Annotated in this window: 16 protein-coding genes; 5 read left to right on the top strand and 11 right to left on the bottom strand. The window is 66.8% G+C overall.

Annotated features, from left to right (window positions below; translation table 11 throughout):
• Positions 1-44: 44 nt before the first annotated feature.
• The 10 genes from CRO50_RS11730 to iscR form a co-directional block, all read right to left on the bottom strand.
• Entirely contained in the window at positions 45-578 is a 534-nt protein-coding gene (locus CRO50_RS11730; RefSeq protein ID WP_097146108.1) for a YIP1 family protein, read from the bottom strand.
• Positions 578-1069: a YIP1 family protein gene (locus tag CRO50_RS11725; RefSeq protein WP_097146107.1), complete on the bottom strand. Its 492-nt coding sequence runs from the start codon at positions 1067-1069 to the stop codon at positions 578-580. Before CRO50_RS11725 ends, CRO50_RS11730 begins: the two co-directional genes overlap by 1 nt.
• Complete coding sequence (sufD, locus tag CRO50_RS11720; RefSeq protein WP_097146106.1) at positions 1069-2385, bottom strand: Fe-S cluster assembly protein SufD; 1317 nt, start codon at positions 2383-2385, stop codon at positions 1069-1071. Before sufD ends, CRO50_RS11725 begins: the two co-directional genes overlap by 1 nt.
• Positions 2385-3140, bottom strand: coding sequence for a Fe-S cluster assembly ATPase SufC (gene sufC, locus CRO50_RS11715; RefSeq protein ID WP_097146105.1), 756 nt, complete (start codon positions 3138-3140; stop codon positions 2385-2387). The genes sufD and sufC overlap by 1 nt, the downstream gene beginning before the upstream one ends.
• 26 nt (positions 3141-3166) lie before the next feature.
• The gene (locus tag CRO50_RS11710; RefSeq protein ID WP_097146104.1) at positions 3167-3772 is read right to left on the bottom strand and encodes an O-methyltransferase; all 606 of its coding nucleotides are present in this window, start codon (positions 3770-3772) and stop codon (positions 3167-3169) included.
• A 1-nt stretch (position 3773) separates the two neighbouring features.
• The gene (locus CRO50_RS11705; RefSeq protein WP_097146103.1) at positions 3774-4088 is read right to left on the bottom strand and encodes a heavy metal-binding domain-containing protein; all 315 of its coding nucleotides are present in this window, start codon (positions 4086-4088) and stop codon (positions 3774-3776) included.
• Positions 4085-4891, bottom strand: a complete 807-nt coding sequence (locus CRO50_RS11700) for a polysaccharide pyruvyl transferase family protein (RefSeq protein WP_097146102.1) — start codon at positions 4889-4891, stop codon at positions 4085-4087. The genes CRO50_RS11705 and CRO50_RS11700 overlap by 4 nt, the downstream gene beginning before the upstream one ends.
• Positions 4891-6420 carry a Fe-S cluster assembly protein SufB gene (sufB, locus tag CRO50_RS11695; protein ID WP_097146101.1) on the bottom strand — a complete coding sequence of 510 codons (1530 nt, stop codon included), beginning with the start codon at positions 6418-6420 and terminating at the stop codon, positions 4891-4893. Before sufB ends, CRO50_RS11700 begins: the two co-directional genes overlap by 1 nt.
• Positions 6421-6515: 95 nt before the next feature.
• Complete coding sequence (locus CRO50_RS11690; RefSeq protein WP_097146100.1) at positions 6516-7574, bottom strand: cysteine desulfurase family protein; 1059 nt, start codon at positions 7572-7574, stop codon at positions 6516-6518.
• Positions 7575-7653: 79 nt separating this feature from the next.
• Positions 7654-8115 (bottom strand): Fe-S cluster assembly transcriptional regulator IscR, encoded by a 462-nt coding sequence (iscR, locus tag CRO50_RS11685; protein ID WP_097146099.1) that lies wholly within the window; start codon positions 8113-8115, stop codon positions 7654-7656.
• A 332-nt stretch (positions 8116-8447) separates the two neighbouring features.
• On the opposite strand from iscR, the gene CRO50_RS11680 reads away from it, so the two are divergent.
• The 5 genes from CRO50_RS11680 (at position 8448) to CRO50_RS11660 (ending at position 13763) form a co-directional block, all read left to right on the top strand.
• Positions 8448-9104, top strand: a complete 657-nt coding sequence (locus tag CRO50_RS11680) for an alpha/beta hydrolase (protein WP_097146098.1) — start codon at positions 8448-8450, stop codon at positions 9102-9104.
• A gap of 37 nt (positions 9105-9141) precedes the next feature.
• A complete protein-coding gene (locus CRO50_RS11675) occupies positions 9142-9378 on the top strand; it encodes a hypothetical protein (protein ID WP_097146097.1) in 237 nt (78 codons plus the stop codon).
• 150 nt (positions 9379-9528) lie between these two features.
• The gene (locus tag CRO50_RS11670; protein ID WP_097146096.1) at positions 9529-10668 is read left to right on the top strand and encodes an HD domain-containing protein; all 1140 of its coding nucleotides are present in this window, start codon (positions 9529-9531) and stop codon (positions 10666-10668) included.
• 264 nt (positions 10669-10932) lie between these two features.
• Entirely contained in the window at positions 10933-12624 is a 1692-nt protein-coding gene (locus tag CRO50_RS11665; RefSeq protein WP_097146095.1) for a tetratricopeptide repeat protein, read from the top strand.
• Positions 12625-12881: 257 nt separating this feature from the next.
• Complete coding sequence (locus CRO50_RS11660) at positions 12882-13763, top strand: helix-turn-helix domain-containing GNAT family N-acetyltransferase (RefSeq protein ID WP_097146094.1); 882 nt, start codon at positions 12882-12884, stop codon at positions 13761-13763.
• A 65-nt stretch (positions 13764-13828) separates the two neighbouring features.
• Here the strand turns inward: CRO50_RS11660 and mfd are convergent, their stop codons facing one another.
• The gene (gene mfd / locus CRO50_RS11655) at positions 13829-17299 is read right to left on the bottom strand and encodes a transcription-repair coupling factor (RefSeq protein ID WP_097146093.1); all 3471 of its coding nucleotides are present in this window, start codon (positions 17297-17299) and stop codon (positions 13829-13831) included.

The raw sequence follows: 17299 nt of genomic DNA, 5'->3' as shown, positions 1-17299 counted from the left end.
CCTCCAGTCCCGAGGGCCGCGCCCGCGGCGCGCTGCGGGACACGTCAATCCATCAAGAAGGCCGGCTCTCCGACGCTGGCCACCAGCAGGGAGGCCAGCACAAGGGTCAGCACGAAGACCGCCGCCAGCAAGGCGACCGCCTTCCAGCGTGTTTCAAATCCATGCGCCGCGGCGATGAAGCAGACGGCCATGTAAAGCATCCAGATCCCGGCCACCATGCTGACGATCGGGGCCAGTGGCGGGATGGCGAAGCCGATCACCACAAGCGCGATCTGCACGGCGAGGCGGATAAGTTGCAGCCAGAGCACCACGCGCAGCATCACCGAGACACCCGCATGCCCGCCGAGCTGCGCGCCGATGACGCTGAGCAGCCAGGCCGAGACCCAGATCACCCCGCCCGAGACCAGCGCCAGCAGGATCGGCGAGAGGATCAGACCGTAGACCAGCCCGTTCATCACCGAGACCAGCGCCAGCACCAGCATCGGCACCTGCGCCGGGATCTCTGCCGCCAGCAGGCGCAAGGCCCCGCTGCGCGGATCGAGCAGGCTTTCGCGTGCCAGGTTGAACCATTCGCGCATCAGCCGGACTCCCCGCCGCGTTCAGAGCGCAGCAACCCCGCGATCCAGATCCAGAGAAAGGCCGCGCACCAGAGCGCGCCGACCAGGGACTTTGCCGGACCGGGGCCGATGAAGCCCCCGACCAGGCCGTAAAGCAGCATGATCGGCGTCGCCGCCACCAGCGCCCAGAAGAGCGCCAGCCGCGCCGAATAGCCAGAGCCCTGCCCGCCCAGCACACCCGCCACCAAGCGCGTCAGCCCGGCCAGCAGGTAGAGCACCAGCGGCAGGATGAAGACGATCCCCATAAGGGAGGCGCCGAGCAGCATCGGCAGGTCGTCACCGGTCAGATGCGCTTCGCGGGCCAGGCGCGGCCATTGCGCGACGAACATCGCAATGCAGCCGCCCATGCAGAGCGCCAGCGCCCGGTCCTCTCGCGGGCCATCCGCCAGCAGGCGGTCCAGCACCGGGCCGGGGGCCCGGTAGCTGGCCGCGATATTGCGCAGCAGTGACATCAGCCCCGACGACGTTCCAGCCAGGCGGTCAGCCGCTCCAGCAGGGCCTCGCGCAGGGTCTCGTCCTCGATCTCGTCCAGCGCTTCGGCGAGGAAGGCGATGGTCATCAGGTCCTGCGCGGTCTCGGCATCGACCCCGCGCGACCGCAGGTAGAAGATCGCCTCTTCGTCGATCGCCCCCGAGGTCGAACCATGCGAGCAGGCCACGTCATCGGCGTAGATTTCCAGCTCGGGCTTGGCCAGGAAGGTGCTGTCACCGTCCAGCAGCAGCGACTGGCTGATCTGGTAGCCATCGGTCTTCTGAGCGCCCTCCTTCACCAGGATCTTGCCCTGGAAGACACCCGTGGCCCCGTTGCGCAGCACCTTCTTGAAGACCTGGCGGCTTTCGCAGTTCAGCGCGTCATGGGTCACGAAGACCGTGTCGTCGTGATGGAACTCGCGCCCGTCGCCCATGCAGGCGCCGGCCACGTGGGCCATGGCGTCATCGCCGGTCAGCTCGATCACCGCTTCATTGCGGGTCATCACGCCGTTGGCGGTCAGGGTGAAGCTCTTGAACAGGCTTTCCCGGCCGAGACGGGCGAAGATATGGGTGGCGGCACGGCGTTCGTGGTCGCGGCCCTGGGTGCGGACATGGTGGAAGCGCGCCTCGTCGGCGACCTCGACCTCCATGACCTTGTTGAAGCGCGCGGCGGCGGGGCCGTTCTCCAACAGGGTCAGCTCGGCGCCCTCTTCCAGCTTGATCACGTGGTGCAGCATGACATCCGAGGTCTCGGACTCGTGCCGGTAGATCAGGCTGACGGGCTTTTCGGCCTTGCCCGAAACGCGGATCAGCACGCCATCGGTGGCAGCCCAGGTGTTCAGGGCGGCCAGCGGACGCTCGACCGGATCCTGGCCGCGTTCTTCGAGCACACCATAAAGATCCTTGGCCCAGTGGATGTCGCTGGTGGCCTCGGCCAGGCGCTCGATGCTGACACCGGCCAGCTCCAGCGGATCGCTGTCCTCGGCCGAGAAGACACCGTCGACGAAGACGATCTTCACCCGGTCGATCTGGTCGAAGGTCGGCGCCTCCTGCGGATCGAAAAGAGCCGCCTGCGGGGCCTCGGCCTGCACCAGGCCCTGCGGCTTGGTGAAGCGCCAGTATTCGTCACGCGGCTGCGGCAGGCCCATGGACTGCACGCGGGCCAGCGCGGCCTCGCGCGCGGGCACCGACCAGCCCGAGCTTGCGCCCGGCGACAGCGCGGCCATGCGGGCCTCGGTCGCCGTGGTCCGGGCAGCCGAGGGCTTGGTCTTGATGGAACGGGAGAGGATCGCAGACATTACTGCACCTCCGCCAGCAGGTCGGCATAGCCGTTCTGCTCGACTTCCAGGGCCAGCTCGGGGCCGCCGGTCTTGATGATACGGCCATCGGCCATGATGTGGACGACATCCGGTTTGATGTGGTCCAGCAGGCGCTGGTAGTGGGTGATGACCAGGAAGCCGCGGCCCTCGTCCCGCAGCGCGTTGACGCCTTCCGAGACCAGCTTCATCGCATCGACATCAAGGCCGGAGTCGGTCTCGTCGAGGATGCAGAGCTTGGGCTCGAGCATCGCCATCTGCAGGATCTCGTTGCGCTTCTTCTCACCGCCGGAGAAACCGACGTTGACCGGGCGCTTCAGCATCTCGGCGTCGATCTTCAGCGCCTTGGCCTTTTCACGGACAACCTTCAGGAACTCGGTCGAGGACATTTCTTCCTCGCCGCGCGCCTTGCGCTGCGCGTTCACCGCGGTGCGGAGGAAGGTCATGTTGCCGACACCGGGGATCTCGACCGGGTACTGGAAGGCCAGGAAGACACCCAGGGCGGCGCGCTCTTCGGGGTCCATGTCCAGCAGGTCTTCACCCAGCAGCGTGGCCTCGCCCTCGGTCACCTCATAGCCCTCACGGCCGGCGAGCACATAGGACAGGGTCGACTTGCCAGAGCCATTGGGGCCCATGATCGCATGCACCTTGCCGGCTTCGACCTTCAGGTCGACGCCCTTCAGGATCTGCTTATCTTCTTCTTCCAGTTTGACGTGCAGGTTCTTGATTTCCAACATGTTCTTGCCTTTCCTCACGCAACGCCTCAAGCGTGCGTCATCATACGGATAACATCCAGAAGCCGGTCGGAGGGGACCGGCATGGGGTTGATTTCAAAGACGGCCAGGCGGCCGATCAGGGTCGGTTGCCCCACGAAATCCTCGATCTCGTGGTATTGCTCCCGTTTGCGGTAATCATCGAGCAGCAGGGTCACCGGCTGCGTGATGTTGAAGGCCGTGGCCAGGACGCAGCCCGTCCGGAAACGCCCGTCCACCAGCACCACATCCGGCTGGGTCGCCAGGCGGCCCTCCTGCCAGATGCCAAGCGGGTAAGCGGCGAAGCGGCGCCAGTCGCGGTCATCCACCGGATGCCCCCACTCGCGGGTCGGCCCGACCTCGGCATGGATCACCTCGACCTGCCCGCGCGGCGGGTTGGCCTCGAAATAGGCGCGCATCATGCGGGCCCAGTTGCCGTCACTCTCGACCGAGGTCACGGTCTTGCCCATCTCGGCCGCCATCACCGTCGAGCCCCCGGAGCCATACTCCAGGATGGCCTTCGCACGGGAATAGGCCAGGGCCACGGCCTGGCCCTCTGCCTCCGGGAAGGTCAGTTCGGGGCGCTCGGGCGCTGAGAGATGGGCGGCGCGGGTCACTTTACTCGATGACCACCGCGGTGCCCGAGACCGAGACCATCAGCATGCTGTCGCCGACCACCTCGTAGTCCAGATCGACGCCCACCACCGCATTGGCGCCGAGGCGCGCGGCGCGTTCCTCGAGCTCGCGCATGGCGGTGTCGCGGGCATCCTGCAGCTTGCTTTCGTAGGCCCCGGAGCGGCCACCGATGATATCGGTGATGCCGGCGAAGAAATCGCGGACCACATTGGCACCCATGATCGCCTCGCCGACCACCACACCACGGTAATCGGTGATGCGACGGCCCTCGATGGAATTGGTCGTGGTGATGATCATTCTAGGCTCTCCTCAACGGATTTCAGAGCGGCGGGGAAGCTCTGCAGCAGATCCCCCTTGGAACGGGCCACGCCCGCGGCATAGGGCAAGGCGCCCGTGGGCAGCTGCGCCAGCATCCCCGGCAGGTCACCCAGCTCGACCGGACGCGGCAGCGCCCGCTCGACTCCGGCGGCATAATCCAGGAACTTCAGCGCCGGAGAGGCATGGATGCCTTCCGGGTTCAGCCAGGTATTGGGCACCCCGAAACTGTCGGCCACGATCAACCCGTGCAGGGACGAGCTGACCACATGGGCGCAGGCGGCGATCTGGCGGCAGACCTCCAGCGCCTCGCCGCGCACGTCGATCAGCTCCAGCACCGGATGCGCCGCGACAAGGGCGCGGAAGGCCGGATCCTGCAGCTGCGCGTAATGCGGGATCAGCCCGATGCGGTCCTGGCGCGCGGGCGCGTCCATGACCTCGGACATCAGCAGCCCCGGATCGCCGTAGCCCGGCACCGAAACCCCCAGCAGGCTTTCCGAGATCGGGCCGCGCAGCAGTGCCACGTCGACATTCTCAAGGAAATCCGTCTGCACGGGCTTCAGCATCCCCGTGCCCCAGACCACCGGCTTGCGACCATCGGCGCGCGGCGCACGATTGCTCCGCCGCACTACATGCATGATCGAACCGATGGCGAAGACATCCACCTGGCCGGGCTTGCCCCACGCCACCTCACGACCCGAAACACGGGCCACGATGGCGCGGGAGATGGCGTCGCCGAAATTCGGCTTCGCCGCCCACCAGTAGAGCTTCAGGGGCGCGTTCATCAGCCGACGGAGCCTTCCAGCGAGATCGCCACCAGCTGCTGCGCTTCCATGGCGAACTCCATGGGCAGCGCCTGAAGCACGTCCTTGCAGAAGCCGTTGACGATCAGGGCCACGGCCTCTTCCTCGTCCATGCCGCGGCTCTGGCAGTAGAACATCTGATCGTCATCGACCTTCGAGGTGGTGGCCTCGTGCTCGACGCGCGAAGAGTTGTTCTTCACCTCGATGTAGGGAACCGTATGCGCCCCGCAGTCGGAGCCGATCAGCAGGCTGTCACACTGGGTGTAGTTCCGGCTGTTCTGCGCCTTGGGGTGCATCGAGACCTGGCCACGGTAGGTGTTCTGCGCATGGCCGGCAGAGATCCCCTTGGACACGATGCGCGAGCGGGTGTCCTTGCCCAGATGGATCATCTTGGTGCCGGTGTCGGCCTGCTGGTAGTTGTTGGTGATGGCGATCGAGTAGAACTCGCCCTGGCTCTCGGCACCGCGCAGGATGCAGGAGGGGTACTTCCAGGTCACCGCAGAGCCGGTCTCGACCTGGGTCCACATGATCTTGGAGCGGTCGCCACGGCAATCGGCACGCTTGGTGACGAAGTTGTAGATGCCGCCCTTGCCCTCTTCGTCGCCGGGGAACCAGTTCTGGACGGTCGAGTATTTCACCTCGGCGTCCTCTTCGACGATGATCTCGACCACGGCGGCATGCAGCTGCGCGGTGTCGCGCTGCGGCGCGGTGCAGCCTTCCAGGTAGCTGACGTAGCTGCCCTTGTCGGCGATGATCAGCGTGCGCTCGAACTGGCCGGTGTTCTCGGCGTTGATGCGGAAGTAGGTCGACAGCTCCATCGGGCAGCGCACGCCCGGCGGCACGTAGACGAAGGAGCCATCCGAGAAGACGGCCGAGTTCAGCGTGGCATAGAAGTTGTCGGACACGGGAACGACCGAGCCGAGGTACTTCTTCACCAGCTCGGGGTGCTCGCGGATCGCCTCCGAGATCGAGCAGAAGATGACGCCGGCCTTCTTCAGCTCTGCCTGGAAGGTGGTGCCCACGGAGACCGAGTCGAAGACCGCGTCGACGGCGACCTTGCGCTCGGGCGCGGCCTCGTCCTTGATCTCTTCGGCGCCCTCGACACCGGCCAGGATCATCTGCTCTTTCAGCGGGATGCCCAGCTTCTTGTAGGTTTCCAGCAGCTTGGGGTCCACGTCATCGAGGGACTTGGGCTTTTCTTCCATGCTCTTGGGGCGGGCATAGTAGTACTGGTTCTGGAAGTCGATCGTCGGGTATTCGACCATCGCCCAATCGGGCTCTTCCTTTTCCAGCCAGCGGCGGTAGGCCGCCAGGCGCCATTCGGTCATCCACTCGGGCTCGAGGTTCTTGGCCGAGATCAGGCGGACGATATCCTCGTTCAGACCGAGGGGCGCATAGTCCATCTCGATATCGGTATCCCAGCCATACTTGTAGGTGTTGATCTTGGCGACGGCATCCACCGTTTCCTGATCGACGCCTTCCTTGACTTCGGGCGTATCCATCTTGCTCATGTCATCGTCCTGTTCGCTTCGTCTTGCGACGCTTCAATCGTCCTGGCCCGCCCGGATCTGCTGTCCGGGTCCGGCCCTTGTGGCGTGTCGGTCCGTCAGGCGGCCCGGTCGCGCCGTTTCCTGCGTTGCGCCAGCCAGGCCTCGGCCAGGCGCAACGTGTCATCTTCCGTCGTCTCGGGCCCCAGGCTGACACGCAGCGCGCCCGAGGCGGCCTCGTCATCGTAGCCCATGGCGCGCAGCACCTGGCTGGCGCGGACCTTGCCGCTGGAGCAGGCCGACCCCGCCGAAACGGCGAAGCCTGCGAGGTCCATCTGCATCACCTGCGTCTCGCCCTTCCAGCCGGGCGTGACGAGGCAGGTGGTATTGGGCAGGCGCTCTGCCCCTGCCCCGGCGATTTCCGCCGCCTCGCCCATCTGGGCCAGGCCTTCGCTCAGCCGGGCCTCGAACCCGTCGCGCAGGGTCCGCACCCGGTCCCAGGCGCCATCCGCCAGGTCGGCGGCGGCAGCCTCGGCAGCGGCCCCGAAGCCCGCGATGCCGATGACGTTCTCGGTGCCGGCGCGACGGCCCATCTCCTGGCCTCCGCCCTTCAGCTGGGCCGGGATATCCGTGCCGCGCTTCATCACCAGCGCGCCCACGCCCTTCGGGCCACCCAGCTTGTGGGCGCTGACAAGACCCATGTGGCAACCCAGCCAGTTGAAGGCAATGGGCAGCTTGCCGAAAGCCTGGGTCAGATCCGACAGCCACAGCCCCTCGGGCAGTTTCTGGATCACCCCGGTCTCGCTATTGGCCAGTTGCAGCGCAGTGGCGGCGGGATCGGCGACGCTGACCCGACCGTCGCGGTCAACCGGCAGCGGATCGCCCACGCCCCAGGCCCGCACGGCGTCATGTTCGATATCGGCCACCGCAAGGCCCCGGCCAGCCATGGCCAGCGCCGCACCTTCGGTGGCTGAAGAGACAAAGACCACATCGGCGCCATCGGCACCAAGCGCCGTGGCCACCTGGGCACGGGCCTTCTCGATCAGCGCCTTGGCCTTCCGCCCCTCCTGGTGCACCGAAGAGGGGTTACCGGCCACATCCATCGCCGCGACCATCGCCTCGCGCGCCTCGGCGCGCAGCGGGGTCGTGGCGTTGTAATCCATGTAGGCGCGTCTCATGGCCAGACCCTCGCACAGTGCGCCCAGGCGCGGGGGGCAACGCTCGCGCCCCCGGGCAGGTGATATGCAGCGCGGATCGTCATTCCTCGTCCACGACCTCGAAGAGGGTCGGCACCGCCGGGCAGGGTGCCAGGCCGTTCTTCACCACGTCCCCGAGGGTGGTCTGATGCAGGAAGACATAGACATGGGCCGAGAGCCCCTCCCACAACCGGTTGGTCACCGACTGCGCGCGCGAGCCCGAAAGCCCGCCCGAGACCCCTGCCCCCTTGTGCATCGCCGAAACCGTTTCATCGACCGCCGAGAGCACGTCAACGACGCGGATCTCGCTTGCCGGACGGGCCAGCTTGTAGCCGCCGCCCGGTCCCCGGACAGAGCTCACCAGCCCGGCGCGACGCAGTTTGACGAAAAGCTGCTCGAGATAGGGCAGCGATACCGACTGGCGCTTCGAGATATCTCCGAGCGCCACCAGGCTGCCCTCGGGCTGCAGCGCGATATCTGCCAGTGCAACCATGGCATAGCGCCCCTTGGTGCTGAGCTTCATCAGCCTTCTCCCATCGTCACGATATGCCCTGGCTGCAAACGGCCCAGGCCCGGCCCCGGTAATGCCCCGTTCCAGGGCGCCCGGAAAGTTGATTTCATTGACCTTCGCCCCGGCGCGGATTATCTCGCTTTGCAACCCGTCGCCAGAGGAGAGACCTCTTTAGAATTCTTCTAAGGTGGTCGACTATATTCGTCAAGAATGAAGCGACGCCGGAAAGGGCTTTCCACCGGGGACCGAACCGGGGGCCTTTCCGCGCACCGCCGCGGCGTGAGAGACAGAGAAATTACAGCCGGAGCCGCGAAACGGCCCGCGCCAAGGTGAGGACGTACTGAATGCCCGAGGTCATCTTTCCCGGACCTGAAGGCCGCCTGGAAGGCCGCTACCACCCCCAGAAAGACAGAGACGCGCCGATCGCCATCGTGCTTCATCCGCATCCCCAGTTCGGCGGGACGATGAACAACAAGGTTGTCTACAACCTGCATTATGCCTTCTACAACATGGGCTTCACCGTTCTGCGCTTCAATTTCCGCGGCGTCGGACGCAGCCAGGGTGAATACGACCAGGGCGTGGGCGAGCTGTCGGACGCCGCCTCGGCGCTGGACTACCTGCAGTCGATGAACTCGAACTCCAAGCATTGCTGGGTCGCCGGTTTCTCCTTCGGTGCCTGGATCGGCATGCAACTGCTGATGCGCCGGCCCGAGATCACCGGCTTCATCTCGGTCAGCCCGCCGGCCAACATGTACGACTTCTCGTTCCTCGCGCCCTGCCCCTCGTCGGGCCTGATCATCAACGGCGCCGCCGACCGTGTCGCGCCGCCGGCCGACACCCAGACCCTGGTCGGCAAGCTGCAGGAACAGAAGGGAATCACCATCACCCACGAAGAGGTCGATGGCGCCGGACACTTCTTCTCGGAAGAAGAGCAGATGGAGACCATGCTGGGCTCGGTCAGCGACTACGTGAAGCGCCGCCTGACCGAAACCTCGCGCTGATGCGGGGCCGGGCGAGGAACAGGATGGGGGCACAGCGATGAGCAGCAGCCTGGAAACCCTCGCGGCCAAGCTGGCGGAAGATTGCCTGAAGGCGATGAAAGCCACCGGCCACGAAAGGCTCTACGTCGAACTCGGCAACGTGATCGGCGCCTCGTCCCAGACCCTGGAAGAAGCCTTCCTGACCGAGGTCCGCATCCGCCTGTCCGACCAGGCCGCGCGGGAATTCCTGATCCGAAGGGTCCGGGAACTGAAAGACCAGGGCGCGCCGGAGTAACGGCGCCCCTATCCCGGCGGCGCGCAGCTGCCGGGCCCCGCCCTTCGGCGGCTTCCCACTCGCAGCCTTCCCCCCCGCAGTCTTTCCGGCCACCCTTGCCCTTTGCCGCCGCGCGGCCTAGGCCTCGGACGACGCCGAAAGGACCTGCCCATGGATCACCTCCGCCTTGCCCGCCAGCTGGACTTCCTCAGGGAGGCCGACAAGCTGAAGGGGGTCACCCGCGCCTCCACCCTGACCGACCAGTCGCGCCCCGAGAACTCGGCAGAGCACTCCTGGCAGGCGGCCCTCGGCGCGCTGATCTGGCTGCCCGAGGTCGAGACGGAGATGATGGACCGCATCATCGCCATGCTGCTGCTGCATGACCTGGTCGAGATCGACGCGGGGGATCAGCCGATCGACCTGCCCCATGATGCCCAGGCCCTTGCCCTGGCCGAGACCGCCGCCGCCGACCGTCTCTTTGCCCTGCTCCCCGAAGACCAGGGCCCCGGCCTGCGGGCGCTCTGGGAAGAGTTCGAGGCCATGCAGAGCGAGGCCGCGCGCCTGGCCAAGACCGTCGACTTTGCCATCCCCGTGCTGCAGGTCTGGGCCGCCAACCCGCGCCGCGCCGATCACGAGCTGGTCGCCCGCGACAACACCGCCACTGGCCGCGCACGCCATATCGCCACCACCCGGCCCGCGCTCTTCGACTACCTGCACGCAGAGATGACCTCGGGCGCGCCCGAGACCGTCGCCCGCAGCGCCTTCCTGGCCGAGGCCGACCGGCTGAAGGGCATCGACCGCGCCACCACCCTCTGCGACGCCTCGCGGCACGAGAATTCGGCCGAGCATTCCTGGCACCTGGCGCTCTATGCGCTGGTGCTGGGCGAACATGCACCCGAGGGGGTCTCGCTCAGCCGCGTGATGCGCATGCTGCTGCTGCACGACCTGGTCGAGATCGACGCGGGCGACGTGCCGATCTACGCCCAGACCGCCGAGGGCCAGGCCGAGACCGAAGCCGCAGAGCTGGCCGCCGCCACCCGCCTCTTCGGCCTGCTGCCCGAAGGCGAAGGCGCGCCGCTGCTGGCGCTCTGGCAGGAATTCGAGGCCGCGCGGACCCCCGACGCGCAATTCGCCAAGGCCCTCGACCGCTTCCAGCCGCCGCTGCAGAACCTCGCCTCGGGCGGCGTCTCCTGGAGGGCCCACAATGCGACATTCGAGATGGTCGAGGCCCGTGTCGGTGCCCCGATCGCCCGCTCGATGCCCGCCTTCTGGGATCACATCGCCCCGCAGATCCGGGATTTCCTGGGCTGAGCGCCCACCGAGACGCAGGGACGCCTCCGGCGGGAGTATTTCCAGCCTTGTGATGAAGCAGGTCGTGCCCCGGAAGCGGCCTCCGCCTGCCTTCGGGCGCTTGGACCACCTCCATGGCAAAAGTAGGCCGCCTCTCCGGGCCCACGCCCAGCTCATCACAAGGCTGAAAATACTCCGGGGGAGTCTCCGCAGGAGACGGGGGCAGAGCCCCCTTTCCCTCGCCCCGCCAAGCGGCCATTCTGCCGCCAACTAGCGGAGCCTCCCATGACCTACCCTTTCGATCTCGGCAGCTATTCCCTGCCCATCACCACCACCTCCGCCGAGGCCCAGCTGTGGTTCGACCGGGGCCTGGCCTGGACCCATGGCTACCACCACGAAGAAGCGATCCGCTGCTTCCAGCGCGCCCTGGAGGCAGATCCGGCCTGCGCCATGGCCCATTGGGGCGTCGCCTATGCGGCGGGTCCGAACTACAATTACCCCTGGCGACTGATGGATATGCCCACTCGCCAGCAGGGCCTCTCGACGGCACGGGGGGCGACCCTGGCCGCGCTCAGGCTCGCGGATGACGTGACCCCGGGTGAAGCGGCGCTGATCCGGGCGCTTGCGGCGCGCTACCCCCAGGACACCCCGATCCAGGACATGGCCGCATGGGACCGCGACTTCGCAGATGCCATGCGCGCGGCCCATGCCGCCCACCCCCTTGACCCCGACATCGCCTGCATCTTCGCCGAGGCGCTGCTGAACCTCACCCCCTGGCAGATGTGGGACCTGAAGACCGGCCAACCCGCGACGTGTGCCGCCACGGAAGAATGCCGCGCGGTGCTGGAGGCCGCCCTGGCGCGGCCCGGCGCCATGCGGCATCCGGGGCTGCTGCATCTCTACATCCACCTGATGGAGATGTCGCCCACCCCCGAAGCCGCACTCAAGGCCGGGGATGCGCTGCGCTCCCTGGTGCCCGACGCCGGGCACCTCGTGCATATGCCCACCCATATCGACGTGCTCTGCGGCGCCTACCAGGACGTGGTGTTCTGGAACCAGCGCGCGGTCGAGGCCGACATGAAGTGGTACGCCCATGCGGGCGGGATGGATTTCTACACCGGCTATCGCCAGCACAACCTGCATTTCGTGCTCTATGGCGCGCTCTTCCTCGGACAGATCGAACCGGGCCGAGAGGCGCTGCGCCTGCTGGAGCAGACCACCCCCGAGGCTGTGCTGCAGATAGAAAGCCCACCCATGGCCGACTTCTTCGAGAGCTTCCTGGCCATGGAGCCGCACCTGCTGATCCGCTTCGGTCGCTGGCAGGAGCTGCTGGAGCTGCCCCTGCCCGAGGACCCGAAGCTCTACGCCTCCCGCATGGCCTATACGCTCTATGCCAAGGCGCTGGCCCATGCCGCGCTCGGCCAGGTGGATGCGGCGCTGGAGATGGAACAGCGCTACCTTTCCGCCGCCGCCGCCGTGCCCGAGTCCCGGCTGATGCATAACAACCGGGTCATCGACCTGCTGGCCGTGGCCACCCAGATGCTGCGTGGAGAGATCCTCTATCGCCAGGGCGCTTATGACGAGGCCTTCGCCGCGCTGCGCCGCTCGGTCGCGCTGGACGATGCGCTGCCCTACGACGAACCCTGGGGTTGGATGCAGCCCGCCCGCCACGCGCTCGGTGCACTGCTGTTTGAGCAGGGCCATGTGGCGGCGGCGGAAGAGGTCTACCGCCAGGACCTCGGCCTCGTGCCGGGGCTGGCGCGCGCGGCGCACCACCCCGACAACGTCTGGTCGCTGAAGGGCCTGGTGGATTGCCTCGAGGCCCGCGGCGACAGTGCCGAGCTGCCCCAGCTTCGCCAACGCCTGGACATGGCCCTGGCCCGCGCCGACGCGGGAATCGGCGCCTCCTGCTTCTGCGCGCAGGCGGCCATGGCGGCGCAGAGCGCCTGTTGCAGCAGTGCTGGGAAGGAGAAGTGAAGCACCGGATGGTGGGGTGACACCCATCCGGCGCCCTGTGATCGACAGGTCACAACCCATACGGGCAAGTATTGAGGAAGGGGAAGGAAGGGCGCCGAAATTCCCTCTTAGCGGTCAAACATGTTCGCAAATCACCAGCGTCCAGCAGGCCTTTCGGGGTGAAAATCGTTGTCTGGCCTGGTCCCGCCCGGACCGTTACCTGACCAATGTCAGATACCCATTGACCTACGGCTATTGCCTGACTTAAGTCAGGCACCATGAGCAACGACCCGATCGCCCGCTATCGCCGTTTCAGCCGCGCCGTCACCAAGGAGGTGGGCGCGCTGGATCAATCCTTTCTCGGCCGTGGCCGCCCGCTGGGAACCGCGCGGGTGCTGAATGCCATAGGCCATGGCAAGACCGAGGTCTCGGTCCTGAGGGATTACCTCGGGCTCGATTCAGGACTGCTCAGCCGCCTGCTGCGCGGGCTTGAGACAGAGGGGCTGGTGACCACCAGCGCCCACCCGGAAGACGCCCGTGCCCGCGTTGCGCGGCTGACAGAGGCCGGAGAGGCGGAATTCCAGGCCTATGAGGCGCTGTCCAACGACCGCGCCACCCGCGCCCTGGCCCGTCACCCGCATCCCGAGGCCCTGCTGGCCGCCATGGACCTCGTGGCCTCGGCCCTGGGGCGGGACTCCATCGAGATCGTCGAGGCCGATCCGCGCGATCCGGCCTCGCGCCTCTGCCTCGAGGCCTATTACGCAGAGCTTGCCGCCCGTTTCGACACCGGCTTTGACGTGTCGCTGTCCCGCGACCCCGAGGCGACCGACATGATCCTGCCGCGCGGCAGCTTCCTGCTGGCGATGTCCGACGGCATGGCCATCGGCTGCGTCGGGCTGAAGGGCTCGGGCGGGCCGGTGGCCGAGATCAAGCGTCTCTGGATCTCTCCCTCGGCCCGCGGGCTGGGCCTGTCGAAGCGCCTGATGACAGAGATCGAGGCGCGGGCACGGGCGCTTGAGATCACCACGCTCAGGCTCGACACCAATTCCAAGCTGCCCGAGGCCGTAGCGCTTTACCGCAATACCGGCTGGAGCGAGATCGACCGCTTCAACGACGACCCCTATCCAGATCATTTCTTTGAGAAAAACATCTCAAGTTAAAGTAAAGGGGCAGCGCCGACAGACGCTGCCCCAATGCCTTTCCCTGCCGTCGCCCCAGGCCTTGCCTAGCGCTTGGCGCGCGCCTTCTCGGCGGCGATGACCTTCTCGGCCAGGTCGCGGGCAATCGAGAAGGCGCCCTTGATGCGGTCGGCCTCGCTCTTCCAGTCGCGGCGCAGCACGATCTTGTTGTCCTTGACCTTGGCCAGGCCGCGCTCGTCGCGAATGAATTCGACAAGGCCCTCGGGGCTGGCGAACTTGTCGTTGTGGAATTGCACCGTGGCCCCCTTCGGCCCGCCGTCGAGCTTGGCGATGCCGGCGCGTTTGCACATGGCCTTGATGCGGACCACCAGCATCAGCGTGTTGACCTCCTTCGGCAGCTTGCCGAAGCGGTCGATGAGCTCTGCGGCGAAGCCCTCCAGCTCGACCTTGGTCGAGAGACCCGAGAGGCGACGGTAAAGCCCCAGGCGAAGGTCCAGGTCGGGCACGTAATGCTCGGGGATGAGCACCGGCACACCGAGGTTGATCTGCGGCGCCCATTGATCGTCGCTGTCGGTCAGACCCTCGGCCTCGCCCGATTTGATCTTGGCAATCGCCTCCTCCAGCATCGACTGGTAAAGCTCGTAGCCCACATCGCGCATGTTACCGGACTGCTCTTCGCCCAACAGGTTGCCGGCGCCGCGAATGTCGAGATCCTGGGACGCCAGCGTGAAGCCCGCGCCCAGGGTATCGAGGGAGCCCAGCACCCGCAGGCGCTTCTGCGCCGTGTCGGTCAGCTTGGCACGCGGCTTGGTGGTCAGATAGGCATAGGCACGGGTCTTGGCGCGGCCCACGCGGCCACGGATCTGGTAGAGCTGCGCCAGGCCGAACATGTCGGCGCGATGCACCACCATCGTATTGGCGCGGGGGATATCCAGCCCGCTCTCAACAATGGTCGTCGCCAGCAGCACATCGAACTTGCCGTCGTAGAAGGCGTTCATCCGCTGATCCAGATCGCCCGCCGCCATGCCGCCATGGGCGGTGACGAAGCTGACCTCGGGAACCTGGGTCTTCAGGAAATCCTCGATCTCGGCCAGGTCGCTGACGCGCGGCACCACGTAGAAGCTCTGTCCGCCGCGGTAGTGTTCGCGCAGCAGGGCCTCGCGGATGGTCACCGCGTCGAATTCGCTGACATAGGTGCGGATGGCCAGGCGGTCGATCGGCGGGGTGCCGATGATCGACAGGTCGCGCACGCCGGAAAGGCTGAGCTGCAGGGTCCGCGGGATCGGCGTCGCGGTCAGGGTCAGCACATGGACATCGGTGCGCAGCTGCTTCAACCGCTCCTTGTGGGCCACACCGAAGCGCTGCTCCTCGTCGACGATCAGCAGCCCGAGGTTCTTGAAGCGGATGTTCTTGGCCAGCAACGCATGGGTGCCAACGGCGATATCGACGGTGCCATCGGTGATGCCATGCCGGGTGCGCGTTGCATCCGATGCGTTAACAAAGCGGGACAAGGGGCTGACTTGAATGGGGAAACCCCGAAAGCGCTCAGCGAAGCCCTGGTAGTGCTGACGGGCCAGCAACGTGGTCGGCGCGATCACCGCCACCTGCACACCGGACATGGCTGCCACGAAGGCCGCCCGCAGCGCCACCTCGGTCTTGCCGAAGCCCACGTCGCCGCAGACCAGCCGGTCCATCGAGTGGCCCGAGCTCATGTCCCCCAGCACGTCCTCGATGGTCGAGAGCTGGTCGTCGGTCTCCTGATAGGGGAAGCGCGACAGGAAGGCGTTCCACTCGGCCTCGGGCGGCTCCAGGATCGGGGCGCGGCGCAGGGCGCGCTCGGCGGCGACGCGGATCAGCTTGTCCGCCATCTCGCGGATGCGCTCTTTCAGCTTCGCCTTCTTGGCCTGCCAGGCGCCGCCGCCCAGCTTGTCCAGCAGCCCCTCTTCATGGCCGTAGCGCGACAGCAGCTCGATGTTCTCGACCGGCAGGTAGAGGCGGGCGTTCTCGGCGTATTCCAGCAACAGGCATTCATGCGCCGCACCGGCGGCGGTGATCACCTCCATCCCGTGATAGCGCCCGATGCCGTGATCGACATGAACCACCAGGTCACCGGGGCTGAGGCTCTGCGCCTCGGTCAGGAAGTTCTCGGCCTTGCGCTTCTTGCGGGCCGAGCGGATCAGCCGGTCGCCCAGCACATCCTGTTCCGAGATCACGGTCAGCGGCCGGTCGTGCCAGCGGCCGGTGAAGCCGTGCTCCAGCGGCCAGACGGCCAGGTGCAGGCCGGTCCTGCCGATCCGGGCGGCATCCCTGACGTGGATCGCCTCGGCCAGACCCTCATCGGCGATCAGCCCCTCGAGCCGCTCCCGCGCGCCTTCGGAATAGGAGGCCACGACCACCGGACCCTCTTGAAGTCTTGCCTGAATATGCTTCGACAAGACATTGAAGAGGCTTACGTTTTCAAGCTGCCGCTCGGGTGAGAAGTTGCGCCCCTGGCGGCCGCCGGCATCCAGCACGCCAGGCCCCGGCGACTGCGCCAGCGGCGACAGCTGCAACACGCGGCGGGCGGCGATCTGCTTTTCCCAGGCGGCATCGTCGAGATAGAGCAGCCCCGGCGGCACGGGCTTGTAGACCGAGTCCATCCGGCCGCGCTCGCCCATGGCGATGCGGCGGCTCTCGTATTGATCGGCGATGGTATCCCAGCGGGAAAGCCGCGCCGGGGTGGCCTGATCGTCAAGCGAGATCGTGGCGCCCGGCAGATAGTCGAAAAGGGTTTCCAGCCGCTCGTGGAAGAAGGGCAGCCAGTGCTCCATGCCCTGCTGCTTGCGCCCGGCGCTGACCGCCTCGTAGAGCGGATCATCGGTGCCGGCGGCGCCGAACTCGATCCGGTAATTCTGCCGGAAGCGGGTGATCGCCGCCTCATCCAGGATCACCTCCGAGACCGGGGCCAGCTCGACCAGCTCCAGCTTGTCGGTGGTGCGCTGGCTGCCCGCATCGAAGCGCCGCGCGCCGTCCAGCACATCGCCGAAAAGGTCCAGCCGCACCGGGCCGGAGGGGCCCGGCGGGAAGATGTCGATGATGCCGCCGCGCACGGCATAGTCGCCCGGCTCGGCCACCGATTGGGTCTGCGAAAAGCCCATGCGAACCAGGAACTGGCGCAGCGCGGCCTCGTCGATGCGGTCGCCGACGCGGGCCTGGAAGGCGGCGTCCTTCAGCACCTCGCGCGCCGGAATACGCTGGGTCGCGGCATTGAGCGTGGTCAGCAGGATGAACTGCTCGGGCATGCCATGGACCAGCCCCGCCAGCGTCGCCATCCGCGTGGCCGAGATATCGGCATGGGGAGAGACCCGGTCATATGGCAGGCAGTCCCAGCCGGGGAAGGTCACCACCGGCATCTGCGGCGCGAAGAAGCGCAGCGCATCGGCCATGGCCGCCATGCGCTTGTCGTCGCGTGCGACGTGGATCACCGGGGCGCCACGGCCCTCGACCTCCTTGACCAGCAGCGCTGCGTCGAAGCCCTCGGGCGCGCCGCCCAGGGTGAAATGTCTTTGCTCGGCCAT

It is taken from the genome of Pseudooceanicola antarcticus, from assembly GCF_900215355.1.
Classification (GTDB): Bacteria; Pseudomonadota; Alphaproteobacteria; order Rhodobacterales; family Rhodobacteraceae; genus Pseudooceanicola; species Pseudooceanicola antarcticus.
The sequence above is the reverse complement of the archived record's forward strand: the minus strand, read 5'-3'. Positions and strand labels throughout refer to the sequence as shown.

Bases quoted from the DNA above. Each gene is read 5' to 3' on its own strand.
- sufB (WP_097146101.1), bottom strand. From the start codon at position 6,420: ATGAGCAAGATGGATACGCCCGAAGTCAAGGAAGGCGTCGATCAGGAA.
- CRO50_RS11725 (WP_097146107.1), bottom strand. From the start codon at position 1,069: ATGTCACTGCTGCGCAATATCGCGGCCAGCTACCGGGCCCCCGGCCCG.
- CRO50_RS11680 (WP_097146098.1), top strand. From the start codon at position 8,448: ATGCCCGAGGTCATCTTTCCCGGACCTGAAGGCCGCCTGGAAGGCCGC.
- CRO50_RS11705 (WP_097146103.1), bottom strand. From the start codon at position 4,088: ATGATCATCACCACGACCAATTCCATCGAGGGCCGTCGCATCACCGAT.
- sufC (WP_097146105.1), bottom strand. From the start codon at position 3,140: ATGTTGGAAATCAAGAACCTGCACGTCAAACTGGAAGAAGAAGATAAG.
- CRO50_RS11690 (WP_097146100.1), bottom strand. From the start codon at position 7,574: ATGAGACGCGCCTACATGGATTACAACGCCACGACCCCGCTGCGCGCC.
- iscR (WP_097146099.1), bottom strand. From the start codon at position 8,115: ATGAAGCTCAGCACCAAGGGGCGCTATGCCATGGTTGCACTGGCAGAT.
- CRO50_RS11700 (WP_097146102.1), bottom strand. From the start codon at position 4,891: ATGAACGCGCCCCTGAAGCTCTACTGGTGGGCGGCGAAGCCGAATTTC.
- CRO50_RS11670 (WP_097146096.1), top strand. From the start codon at position 9,529: ATGGATCACCTCCGCCTTGCCCGCCAGCTGGACTTCCTCAGGGAGGCC.
- mfd (WP_097146093.1), bottom strand. From the start codon at position 17,299: ATGGCCGAGCAAAGACATTTCACCCTGGGCGGCGCGCCCGAGGGCTTC.
- sufD (WP_097146106.1), bottom strand. From the start codon at position 2,385: ATGTCTGCGATCCTCTCCCGTTCCATCAAGACCAAGCCCTCGGCTGCC.
- CRO50_RS11675 (WP_097146097.1), top strand. From the start codon at position 9,142: ATGAGCAGCAGCCTGGAAACCCTCGCGGCCAAGCTGGCGGAAGATTGC.
- CRO50_RS11665 (WP_097146095.1), top strand. From the start codon at position 10,933: ATGACCTACCCTTTCGATCTCGGCAGCTATTCCCTGCCCATCACCACC.
- CRO50_RS11660 (WP_097146094.1), top strand. From the start codon at position 12,882: ATGAGCAACGACCCGATCGCCCGCTATCGCCGTTTCAGCCGCGCCGTC.
- CRO50_RS11730 (WP_097146108.1), bottom strand. From the start codon at position 578: ATGCGCGAATGGTTCAACCTGGCACGCGAAAGCCTGCTCGATCCGCGC.